The organism is Mycobacteriales bacterium, from assembly GCA_035550055.1.
GTDB lineage: Bacteria > Actinomycetota > Actinomycetes > JAFAQI01 > JAFAQI01 > DASZTV01.
On the sequence record DASZRO010000096.1, the window covers coordinates 1 to 10,209 of the forward strand.

The 10,209-nt window shown below is 70.5% G+C and carries 14 protein-coding genes; 3 read left to right on the forward strand and 11 right to left on the reverse strand.

The window, feature by feature from the left end; all coding sequences use genetic code 11:
• From VG899_14500 to VG899_14525, 6 genes are all read right to left on the reverse strand, one after another.
• Nucleotides 1–209: histidine kinase N-terminal domain-containing protein (locus VG899_14500; GenBank protein ID HWA67568.1), on the reverse strand; the 209-nt coding region annotated here is incomplete at its 3' end.
• Between the two features lie 54 nt (nucleotides 210–263).
• A complete protein-coding gene (locus VG899_14505) occupies nucleotides 264–1,349 on the reverse strand; it encodes a PilT/PilU family type 4a pilus ATPase (protein ID HWA67569.1) in 1,086 nt (361 codons plus the stop codon).
• A gap of 68 nt (nucleotides 1,350–1,417) precedes the next feature.
• On the reverse strand, nucleotides 1,418–1,630 hold the full coding sequence (locus VG899_14510) for a biotin/lipoyl-binding carrier protein (protein ID HWA67570.1): 213 nt from the start codon (nucleotides 1,628–1,630) through the stop codon (nucleotides 1,418–1,420).
• Between the two features lie 51 nt (nucleotides 1,631–1,681).
• On the reverse strand, nucleotides 1,682–1,918 hold the full coding sequence (locus VG899_14515) for a hypothetical protein (protein ID HWA67571.1): 237 nt from the start codon (nucleotides 1,916–1,918) through the stop codon (nucleotides 1,682–1,684).
• Between the two features lie 19 nt (nucleotides 1,919–1,937).
• Nucleotides 1,938–2,723, reverse strand: a complete 786-nt coding sequence (locus VG899_14520; GenBank protein HWA67572.1) for an enoyl-CoA hydratase-related protein — start codon at nucleotides 2,721–2,723, stop codon at nucleotides 1,938–1,940.
• Nucleotides 2,720–4,060: a biotin carboxylase N-terminal domain-containing protein gene (locus VG899_14525; protein HWA67573.1), complete on the reverse strand. Its 1,341-nt coding sequence runs from the start codon at nucleotides 4,058–4,060 to the stop codon at nucleotides 2,720–2,722. Before VG899_14525 ends, VG899_14520 begins: the two co-directional genes overlap by 4 nt.
• Nucleotides 4,061–4,168: 108 nt before the next feature.
• On the opposite strand from VG899_14525, the gene VG899_14530 reads away from it, so the two are divergent.
• Nucleotides 4,169–4,777 carry a DUF5317 domain-containing protein gene (locus tag VG899_14530; GenBank protein HWA67574.1) on the forward strand — a complete coding sequence of 203 codons (609 nt, stop codon included), beginning with the start codon at nucleotides 4,169–4,171 and terminating at the stop codon, nucleotides 4,775–4,777.
• Here the strand turns inward: VG899_14530 and galE are convergent.
• The 4 genes from galE to VG899_14550 form a co-directional block, all read right to left on the reverse strand.
• Nucleotides 4,711–5,667, reverse strand: a complete 957-nt coding sequence (galE, locus tag VG899_14535) for a UDP-glucose 4-epimerase GalE (GenBank protein HWA67575.1) — start codon at nucleotides 5,665–5,667, stop codon at nucleotides 4,711–4,713. The two genes, VG899_14530 and galE, sit on opposite strands and share 67 nt — an antisense overlap.
• A gap of 49 nt (nucleotides 5,668–5,716) precedes the next feature.
• Nucleotides 5,717–6,001, reverse strand: coding sequence for a mycothiol system anti-sigma-R factor (gene rsrA / locus VG899_14540; protein ID HWA67576.1), 285 nt, complete (start codon nucleotides 5,999–6,001; stop codon nucleotides 5,717–5,719).
• Nucleotides 5,998–6,588 carry a sigma-70 family RNA polymerase sigma factor gene (locus VG899_14545; GenBank protein HWA67577.1) on the reverse strand — a complete coding sequence of 197 codons (591 nt, stop codon included), beginning with the start codon at nucleotides 6,586–6,588 and terminating at the stop codon, nucleotides 5,998–6,000. The genes rsrA and VG899_14545 overlap by 4 nt, the downstream gene beginning before the upstream one ends.
• Nucleotides 6,589–6,676: 88 nt before the next feature.
• Nucleotides 6,677–7,285 (reverse strand): alpha/beta family hydrolase, encoded by a 609-nt coding sequence (locus VG899_14550; GenBank protein ID HWA67578.1) that lies wholly within the window; start codon nucleotides 7,283–7,285, stop codon nucleotides 6,677–6,679.
• Between the two features lie 87 nt (nucleotides 7,286–7,372).
• Between VG899_14550 and aroA the strand changes: the two genes are divergently transcribed.
• Together aroA and rsgA are read left to right on the forward strand one after the other, a co-directional pair.
• Nucleotides 7,373–8,695, forward strand: a complete 1,323-nt coding sequence (gene aroA, locus VG899_14555) for a 3-phosphoshikimate 1-carboxyvinyltransferase (GenBank protein HWA67579.1) — start codon at nucleotides 7,373–7,375, stop codon at nucleotides 8,693–8,695.
• A 164-nt stretch (nucleotides 8,696–8,859) separates the two neighbouring features.
• Nucleotides 8,860–9,672 carry a ribosome small subunit-dependent GTPase A gene (gene rsgA, locus VG899_14560; GenBank protein HWA67580.1) on the forward strand — a complete coding sequence of 271 codons (813 nt, stop codon included), beginning with the start codon at nucleotides 8,860–8,862 and terminating at the stop codon, nucleotides 9,670–9,672.
• A gap of 189 nt (nucleotides 9,673–9,861) precedes the next feature.
• Here rsgA and VG899_14565 read toward each other — a convergent pair.
• Nucleotides 9,862–10,209 (reverse strand): aminobenzoate oxygenase (locus VG899_14565; GenBank protein ID HWA67581.1); only part of this gene is annotated, 348 nt, incomplete at its 5' end.

Here is a 10,209-nt window from a genome sequence, read left to right on the forward strand (position 1 = left end):
TAGGCCGTCGGCCCGGTCGTCGGCCGGATCTGCGCCACGACGACGAAGTCCCGCCCGGCGTCGTCCGGGACGAGCAGCAGCAGGTCCGCGAAGGAGAGGTCGGCGAGCAGCTGCCAGTCACCGACCAGGCGGTGCAGGGCCTCACTGACCCCGCCTACCCGCGGTGCCGCCGCGTCGGTGAACCCGCGCTCGGCGAGCAGCTCGTCCATCGTCGGCACGCGACGAGCGTAGAGGCACGGCGGCGAAGTCAGTCGCCGTCCGCGCTACGCGACGAGGCCGACCCGGCGCAGCTCGACGGTCAGGTCGTGCGGGTTGGTCGACGCGGTCATCGCGGCGTCGAGAGTGATGACCCCGTCGCGGATCAGCGCGACCAGGTGCTGGTCGAAGGTCTGCATGCCGTAGTAGGAGCCGTCGGCGATCAGGCTCAAGATCGCCGAGGACTTGTCGGCGTCCATGATCGCGTCCGCGACGCGGCCGGTGTTGATGCAGATCTCCATCGCGACGCACCGGCCCTCGCCGTCCGCACGCGGGACGAGTCGCTGGCAGATGATGCCGCGCAGGGCGCTGGCGAGGGAGATCCGGACCTGCTTCTGCTCATGGGGCGGGAAGAAGTCGACGACACGCGTGATGGTCTCCTGCGCGTCGGTGGTGTGCAGCGTCGACATGACGTAGTGACCGGTCTCGGCTGCGGCGAGGGCGGCGCGGACCGTCTCCTGGTCACGCATCTCGCCGACCAGGATCACGTCGGGGTCCTGCCGCAGCGCGGCGCGAAGGGCCACGTGGAAGTCGTCGGTGTCGACCCGAACCTCGCGCTGGTTGATCATCGCCAGCTTGTCGAAGTGGATGATCTCGATCGGGTCCTCGATCGTCACCACGTGGACCTCGCGGTTGAGGTTGATGTGGTCGATCATCCCGGCGAGGGTGGTGGTCTTGCCCGACCCCGTCGGCCCGGTGACCAGGACCAGCCCGCGTGGCTCGAGCGCGAGGCTTTCGAGCACGGCGGGCAGGCCGAGGTCGCGCAGCGGGATCGCGCCGACCGAGACCCGCCGGAACACCAGCCCCGCCGAGCCACGCGAGCGAAAGGCGTTGACCCGGAAGCGGCCGACGTCGGGCAGGGAGTAGGCGAAGTCGGCCTCGTTGGTGCGGTCGAACTCGTCGATCAGGTCCTCGCGGAGGACCTCACGAACCATCTGCTCGGTGTCGGGGGGCGTGAGGTCGCGGGTCTCGAGCTTGCGCAACCGGCCGTCGATGCGGACTCGCGGCGGCGAGCCGACCTTGCAGTGCAGGTCCGACCCACCGCACTCGACGAGCGCGCGGAGAAACGGCTCGATCATGAGCGCCGAGGTCACAGCATCTCCTTCGGCCTGATCGCCTGCCACCTTGACCGCATTTCGCTCCCCCTGCCGACTCGATCCCGCTATCCGATGACCGCGATCACGTCGCCTTCCTGCACGACCTGACCCTCCTCGACGAGGAGCTGGGTCACCGTGCCGCCCCCTTCGGCGAGGACCGGGATCTCCATCTTCATGGACTCCAGGATGACCAGCGTGTCGCCGTCTTCGACCTGGTCACCCGCCGTAACCAGGACCTTCCACACGTTCGCCACCATTTCGGCGCGGACCTCTGCCACCGGGCCTCCGATCTCGGACCTGGACTGTGAGAGTAATCGGCCGCGGGCCGCTCACGAGCGCCCGTCGAGCTCGCGCTGCAAACGCTCAGCTGCCGACTTCCAGTGCGCGGCCTCCGCCTTGGCCTTCCGCAACTCGCTCATCAGGCCCGAAACGACCTCGCCGGTCACCCGATCGGGTGAACCGGGCTGGACGTCACGCGCGCGGTGACGGGAGAGGACATAACCCGTCGCGATCACGACCGCGAACCCGACGAGGATCGCGATCCCTGCGACGAGCTGACCGCTCACTGCCCGGCCCGGGGTGCGCTCAGCGACCAGACCACTCGGGTGGACGCTTCTCGAAGAACGCCGAGATGCCCTCTGCGGCATCCTTCGTCGTGGTCAGCAGGGAAAGCTGAGCCTGCATCGCCTCGAGCGCCGCGGGCAGGGACGGTGTCTCTGTCGCGCTGACCCATGCGGCCTTGCCGAGCCGGATCGCCACCGGGGCCGCCGCCGCGAGCTTGGCGACGTACGCCTCGAACTCGGTCTCGAACGCGGTGTCGCTGAAGACCCGGGACACCAGGCCCATCTCGTAGGCCGTGCGCGCGTCGAACCGGTCACCGACGAGCATCCGGTCCATCGCGTGCTTCGGGGACAGGGGGCGGGACAGCAGCGCGCTGACCATGAACGGCCAGAGCCCGCGGTCGATCTCGGGCATCCCGAACGAGGCGCTCTCGCGCGCGAGAACGACGTCCGCGCCGGCCGCCAGCCCGATGCCGCCGGCCAGGCACAGTCCCTGCACGCGCGCGACGATCGGGACCGGGCAGGACCGCATCGCAACCACGAGGCGAGCGAGCAGGCCCCGCCCCTCGTGTTGCTCGAGACCGGTCGCATCGTTGGACATCACAGCCAGGTCGGCACCCGCGCAGAACACCCGCTCTCCCGCCGAGGCGACGACGATCACCCGCACCTCGGGGTCTGTCGAGGCAGCCGTGACGCCGTCGAGGAGTCCGCGCATCACATCGGCGGACAGCGCGTTGCGCTTGTCCTCGCGGTTGATGGTCAACCGCAGGACGTGCCCGTCGCGCTCGGCGAGGAGGTCGGTCGTCGTCATGGCTGCATCTTCCCGATGATCCCAGTGTCGTAGTCACCCGAGGCGAAGATCGGGTCGCCGAGCAGGCGGGCGAAGAAGGCCAGGTTGGTCTTCGGCCCTTCCACCCGGAAGCCCGCGACGGCCTCGCGGGCCGTGGCGATCGCCTGCGCCCGGTCCTCCCCCCAGACGCAGAGCTTGGCGAGCAGCGGGTCGTAGTACGGCGTGACGGTGGTGCCGGCGGCGTAGCCGGAGTCGACGCGAACGTGCTCCCCGGTCGGCTCGACCCACTCGGTGATCTCACCCGGCGAGGGCAGGAAGCGCACTGGGTCCTCGGCGTAGACCCGGAGTTCGAGGGCGTGACCGCGGGGCGAGAGCGCGTCGAAGTCCACGTCCGGGGCTTCGCCCGCAGCGATTCGAAGCTGCGCCGCGACCAGGTCGACCCCGGTCACGAGCTCGGTGATCGGGTGCTCGACCTGCAGCCGCGTGTTCATCTCGAGAAAGACATAGGTCTGCGTCGACGGGTCGACCAGGCACTCGACGGTTCCCGCACCCAGGTAGCCCACCGCTTCGCCGGCCCGCACCGCGCCGAGGAGCATCTCCGACCGCAACGTCTGCGAGACGCCGGGTGACGGGGTCTCCTCCGCGACCTTCTGATGACGGCGCTGGACGGAGCAGTCCCGCTCGCCGAGTGCCAGCACCCGTCCGTCGTTGAGTCCCAGCACCTGCACCTCGACGTGGCGTGCACCTTCGACGAAGCGCTCGAGCAGGATGGCGGGAGAGCCGAAGAACCGCTCGGCGCGGGTGCGCGCGGTGTCGAACGCGGAGCGCAGCTCGTCCTCGTCGCGGGCGACCCCCATGCCGATGCCACCCCCGCCGGCCGAGGCCTTCACCATCAGCGGGTACCCGATGTCCCGGGCTGCCGCGACCGCGGCGTCGACGTCCGCCACCGGCTCGGTGGTCCCCGGCGCGACGGGTACGCCGGCGTTGGCCATCAGGTTGCGGGCGCTGATCTTGTCCGCCATCGCCCGCATCGACGCCGGTGACGGGCCGACCCAGCCGACTCCGGCCGCGACGACCGCCTCGGCGAAGTCCGGGTTCTCGGCGAGGAAGCCGTATCCGGGATGGATCGCCTCGGCGCCGGTGCGCGACGCCGCCTCGAGGACCTTCGCGATGTCGAGGTAGGACTCCGCGGGCGGCGCCGGCCCGATCAGGACGGCCTCGTCGGCCTCCTTGACGAACGGCAGGTCGGCGTCCGCTTCGGAGTGGACGGCGATGGTGCGGATGCCCAGCGCCGACGCGGTGCGCAGCACCCGTCGAGCGATCTCACCGCGGTTGGCAACCAGCAAGGACTCGAACATGGTGGCCACAGTCTCTCCCGCCGCCGGGCGCCGTCGACGCCCGCCCGGCAGACTGGCCCTGACAGGTTCGGTCACCGACACCGCCGTACGGCGGGTGGGGAAGTGGACGTGGCGCTCGTGCTGGTCGTCGTCGTCGCCGCCGGTGTGGTCGCGACGCTGACCCGCGGCGAGTGGCGCGGGTTCGCCGAGCTGCAGCTTCGCGCCAAGTCGCTCGTCGTCGCCGCCGTGGCGGTGCAGGTCGCCGGCGCCGCGCTCGCCGACCACACCGGCCACGGCTGGTGCTATTCCGTCGGTCTCGCCACCTCCGCCGCGTGCGCCCTCGGGTTCTGCCTGGCCAACCTCCGGGTTGCCGGCATCCCGCTCGTCGCCGCCGGGTTGGTCCTCAACGCGCTGGTCGTCGCGCGCAACGGCGCGATGCCGGTCTCGATCGTCGCGGCGCATCGCGCCGGTGTGTCGATCCTGTCGATCGCCACCGGCAACGACCCCCGCCACACGATCGCCGGGATCGGTTCGGTCTGGCGCTCACTCGGCGACGTGATCCCGGTGCCGTTCCCGGTGGCGCCCGAGGTCGTCAGCCCCGGCGACGTACTGGTGGCAGCTGGTCTCGCCGAGTTCATCGTGATGACGTCGCGACGCAGACGTGACGCCGATCAACCAGCGGGCGGCGACACCTTCCACGCCTCCCACGCGCTTTCGACCATGGCACGCAGGTCGTAGCGAGCGGTCCAGCCGAGCCCGTCCTTGATGCGGTCGGCAGCCGCGACGATGCGGGCGGGATCGCCCGGGCGGCGCGGCACCACGACGGGCTCGGTCGCGATGCCGGTGACCTCCGCGACCACGGCGAGCACCTCGCGGACGCTCGAACCGACGCCACGGCCGATGTTGTACGTCGCGGAGTCGCCGCCGCTGGTGAGGTGCTCGAGCGCGCACACGTGCGCGTCCGCGACGTCCGCGACGTGGACGTAGTCGCGGATACAGGTCCCGTCCGGCGTCGGGTAGTCGTCACCGAAGATCTTCGGCGCCTCCCCCGCGGTCAGCGCGCGCAGCGCGAGCGGGATCAGGTTGAACACGCCGGGGTCACCGAGCTGCGGCGAGGCCGCGCCGGCGACGTTGAAGTAGCGAAGCGAGATCGCCCGCAGCGGCGAGATCGCGGCGGTGGCCCGGCCGAGCCACTCGCCGACCACCTTGGTCTCGCCGTACGGGCTCAGCGGCGTCAACGGCGTGTCCTCGACGACCCGGTCGACGTCGGGCATGCCGTACGTCGCGGCGCTCGAGGAGAACACGAACGACGACACCCCGGTCGCCGTCGCCGCTTCGAGCAACGTCATCAGGTTGCCGACGTTCTCGCGGTAGTAGTAGATCGGCCGCGCGACTGACTCCCCGACCTGCTTCTTCGCGGCGATGTGGATGATGCCGCCAACCCGGTGCTCCCGGATCGTGGACTCGACCAGCTCACCGTCTCCGACGCTGCCGCGCACGAGGACGGCGTCACCGACGCGGTCGGCCTGCCCGGTCGAGAGGTCGTCGAGCACGACGACCGGCTCGCCGCGGTCGCGAAGCGCCTTCACCACGTGCGCGCCGATGTAGCCGGCGCCGCCGGTCACCATCCAGGAGGTCACGCACCGACCCTAGTCGGGCCGAAATCGCGAACGACCACTACGGCAGGCGGGTCTCGCGAGTGGTCACTTCCACCTCTACCTCCGCCAACTTCGCCCGCAGCCGCTGCTTGAACTCGACCGAGGCGACCTCGCCGCCGCAGCAGCGACCGACGAGCTTCTTGACGTCCTCGTAGAGGTCGAACCGCTCGAGACACGGGCGGCACTCCTCGAGATGCTGGCGTACCTCGATGCAGGTCGTCTCGTCGTAGTCCTGAGCCAGGTAGACGTCGACACGGTGAAAGATCTCGACGCAGTCCACCTCGTGCGGGTTGCCACAGCTCATGACTCTGCTCCCGTCCGCAGATAGCCCCGCTCGGCGGCGTAGGACTCCAGCGCTTCGCGAAGGGCACGGCGCCCGCGGTGCAGGCGGGACATCACAGTGCCGATCGGCGTACCCATGATGTCGGCGATCTCCTTGTAGGCAAAGCCCTCGACGTCGGCAAGGTAGACCGCCATCCGGAAGTCCTCCGGAAGCGACTGGAGCGCTTCCTTCACGTCGCTGTCCGGCAGGTGCTCGAGCGCCTCGACCTCGGCCGACTTCAGACCCGACGAGCTGTGCGACTCGGCACTCGCGAGCTGCCAGTCCTCGACCTCGGCGTCGCTGGACTCCTGCGGCTGACGCTGCTTCTTGCGGTAGCTGTTGATGAACGTGTTGGTGAGGATCCGGTAGAGCCACGCTTTGAGGTTGGTGCCTTCTTCGAACTGGTGGAAGGCGGCGAAGGCCTTCACGTAGGACTCCTGCACCAGGTCCTCGGCATCCGCCGGGTTGCGGGTCATTCGCAGCGCCGCGGAGTAGAGCTGGTCGGTGAACGGCAACGCGTCCCGCTCGAAGCGCGCGGTGCGCTCCTCGACGGTCTCTTGCGTCGCCATGGGTGGCGACAATAGTCCTACGCCCACGCACCCAAGAACGCCCGGCACCGCGGTGCTGATTCCCGCGCCGGCGGTGCAGGTGCTCTTCCTAGAGTTGGTCAAGCCATTCGACGACGGCGGCCGCGACTGCCCCTGTGTCCTGCTTGAGCGAATGGTCACCGGGCACCTCGACCACGTTGGTTCCCGGCGGCAGCTCGGCGGCCGTCCCGAACGCGTCTCGGGCGCCCTGCACGACGAGCAACGGCGCCTCGAGCGCCCCGATCTCCTCGGCCCGGGACTTCTCGGGCTTGCCCGGCGGGTGCAGCGGGAAGGCAAGCGCGACGACGCCGTCCGCCTGAACCTCGTCGGCGGTTCGCACTGCGACGCGCGCTCCGCTGCTGCGGCCACTGACGACGAGCCGCCGGTTCTTGCGTTCCTTGCGCAGGCCGTCCAGCACCGCGAGCCAGGCCGCGTCGAGACGCGGTGACCGTTCCGGCGCCCGGTGACCCTTCACGCGGTAGGGCTGGACGACCCGCGCCACCGTCCACCCTTGCGTCACCAGCGCGGACGAGACCGCGACGATGTCGGGCGCGTCGATCCCACCTCCCGCACCGTGGCCGACGACGAACAGGCCCCGGTCACCGCGGCGGGTCAGCACGACGTGAGCGGGACCGCTCGGCGTATCGATGTCGAGGGTCCGGGCGCTCAGCTGTGTCACCCGAGCAATGTGCCACTGCGGGGGCGATCGGACCGGGCCGGGATCGCCCGCGCGACGACCTCGCTCGGCTGATGGGACGATCTAGCCGTGAGCAAGACGCCGTGGCGAGCGCCCACCGTTGACGGTGCGGTGAACGCTGCCGTTCGCGTACCTGGCTCGAAGTCGATGACCAACCGGGCCTTGGTGCTGTCGGCGCTGTCAGAGGGCCAGAGCGTGATCAGGCACCCACTGCGCAGCCGCGACACCTCGCTCATGATCGAGGCGTTGCGATCGCTCGGAGTCTCGATCGACGACTCGGACGATCTGCGGTGGCGCGTCGAGCGTCAACGGTTCACCCGCTCGGCCGCGAAGATCGACGTCGGCAACGCGGGGACGGTGCTGCGGTTCGTCCCGCCGGTCGCGGCGCTGGCGAACGCACCGGTCGAGTTCGACGGCGACGAGGCGGTACGCCGCAGACCGGTCGCGCCACTGTTGAGCGCATTGCGCAGTCTCGGCGTGACGGTCGATGACGGCGATCGGGGAGGCGCGCCGTTCACCGTCCACGGCGCCGGTGCGGTGGCCGGCGGTCGGGTCGCCGTCGACGCGTCGTCGTCGAGCCAGCTGGTCAGCGCACTGATGCTGGCGGGACCGGCGTACGGCGCCGGGATCGAGATTCGCCATGTCGGCGGCCTTCCGGTCCCCAACGCTCCGCACCTGGCGATGACGGTCGCGATGCTCGGGGCGCGCGGCGCCGCCGTCGACGTGGGCGACGACCTGTGGCGGGTCGCGCCCGGGCCGCTTGCCGGGATCGAGCAGACCATCGAGCCGGACCTGTCGAGCGCAGCCCCGTTTCTGGCGGCCGCCGTCGTGACCGGCGGGCGGATGGCCATCCCCGACTGGCCCCAGCACTCGACGCAACCGGGTGCGTTGCTGCCCGACCTGCTCGCCGCCTTCGGCGCGATCTCGCGCTTCGACGAGCGCGGCCTGGTGGTGGTCGGACCGGAGCGGATGAAGGGCGCCGACCTGGACCTTCGACAGGCCGGCGAGCTCACCCCGGTGATTGCCGCGGTCGCCGCCCTCGCCGACACCCCGTCTCACCTCACCGGTGTCGAGTACCTCAGGGGACACGAGACGGACCGGCTCGCCGCGCTGACCGCCGAGCTGAAGGCACTCGGCACGGATGTCGAGGAGCTCAGTGACGGGCTGTCCATCAACCCCACCCGGATGCACGGCGGAACGTTCGCGACGTACGACGACCACCGCCTCGCCATGGCGGCGGCGGTCATCGGGCTGGTGGTACCCGACGTCGAGCTCGACGACGTCGCAACCACCGCGAAGACCTTCCCCGGTTTCGAGCGGGTCTGGACGGAAGCGGTCACCAAGACCACGGTCGGCAGCCCCGGAGCGGGCGGCGCGGGAGCGGGCAGCTGACCCGCCAGCCGATCGATGACGAGGACCGCCTCGCCCGCGGTACTCGATCACGGCCACGTAGCCGGCTTCGCCCCAAGCACGAAGACGCCGCCACCTGCCGCGTCGTCAGCGTCGACCGTGGTCGATTCGGCTGCCTGGTCGACGGCGACACCCTGGTCGTCGCGATGCGAGCGCGTGAGCTGGGTCGCCGGGCGATCGCCGTAGGAGACGAGGTCGACGTGGTCGGCGATCTCGGCGGCGGTCCCGACGCGCTGGCGCGCGTCGTACGGATCGCCCCTCGACGCTCGGTGTTGCGGCGCAGCGCGGACGACAGCGACCCGGTGGAACGCGTGCTGGTTGCCAACGCCGAACAGCTGATCGTCGTCGCCGCCAGCGCCGACCCGCCGCCGCAGCCGCGACTGATCGACCGGTGCCTGGTCGCGGCGTACGACGCCGGGATCGCACCGGGGCTGTGCCTGACGAAGAGCGACCTTGCGTCCAGCGACGAGCTCGCCGCGATCTACCGCGACCTCGACTTGCTGATCGTGCGCTCGGGCCGGCCAGGATTCGACGCCGCCGTGGCCGTGTTGCGCGAGGCGCTCGCCGGCAAGGTCACCGTGCTGGTGGGGTCTTCCGGGGTCGGCAAGTCGACGCTGGTCAACGCCTTGGTCCCCGACGCGACCCAGCGGATCGGGGCGGTCAGCGCCAGCAGCGGCAAAGGCCAGCACACGACGACCGCCGCGATCGCGTTGCCGCTGCCCGACGGCGGGTGGGTGATCGACACGCCAGGCATTCGCTCGTTCGGGCTGGCCCACGTCGGACGCGGGCGCCTGGTCGAGTGCTTCCCCGACATCGCGCCGGGCACCGCCGAGTGCCCGAGCGACTGCGACCACCTCGACCCGGACGTCTGTGAGCTCGACGCGTGGATCGCGGCGGGCCACTCCAGCCCGCAACGCCTCGACTCCCTGCGCCGCCTCCTGCTCTCCAGCGACGCCTGACCCCCAGCAACGCTCCGTCACCGGGCCATTCCCCCAGCAACGCAGCGTCACCGGGCCATTCCCCCCAGCAACGCAGCGTCACCGGGCCATTCCCCCCAGCAACGCTCCGTCACCGGGCCATTCCCCCCAGCAACGCAGCGTCACCGGGCCATCGCCCCAGCAACGCAGCGTTGCTGGGTGAAAGGGGGGTCAGGCTGAGGCGCCTACTGCGATCGTCTCGTCGACCTCAGCGACCCGAGCGGCCATGGCGGCCTTCTCCTGGTCGATGAGGTCGGCCTGGTCCTCGTCGGCCTTCATCAGCTCGTCGAGGTTGTGGCCGGCCATGTCCAGCACGCCCATCTCGGCGTAGCACTTCTGGACCTTCTCGCCCCACAGCCCGATGTCCTTCACGCACGGAACGATGCGGCTGAACAGCAGGGCCCGGAAGATCTGCTGGAACTCGGAGTGCTCAGAGATGTCCTGGCACTCCTTCACCGGCAGGCCGAGCGCCTCGAACACCTCCGTGCCGAGGAAGCGGTTGCGCATCAGCCAGCACCC

What these genes read in the sequence shown, in the direction of transcription:
- rsrA (HWA67576.1), bottom strand. Translation starts at nt 6,001, where the DNA reads ATGAGCTGTGGCAACCCGCACGAGGTGGACTGCGTCGAGATCTTTCAC.
- rsgA (HWA67580.1), top strand. Translation starts at nt 8,860, where the DNA reads ATGCGAGCGCGTGAGCTGGGTCGCCGGGCGATCGCCGTAGGAGACGAG.
- VG899_14525 (HWA67573.1), bottom strand. Translation starts at nt 4,060, where the DNA reads ATGTTCGAGTCCTTGCTGGTTGCCAACCGCGGTGAGATCGCTCGACGG.
- VG899_14545 (HWA67577.1), bottom strand. Translation starts at nt 6,588, where the DNA reads ATGGCGACGCAAGAGACCGTCGAGGAGCGCACCGCGCGCTTCGAGCGG.
- VG899_14520 (HWA67572.1), bottom strand. Translation starts at nt 2,723, where the DNA reads ATGACGACGACCGACCTCCTCGCCGAGCGCGACGGGCACGTCCTGCGG.
- galE (HWA67575.1), bottom strand. Translation starts at nt 5,667, where the DNA reads ATGGTGACCGGCGGCGCCGGCTACATCGGCGCGCACGTGGTGAAGGCG.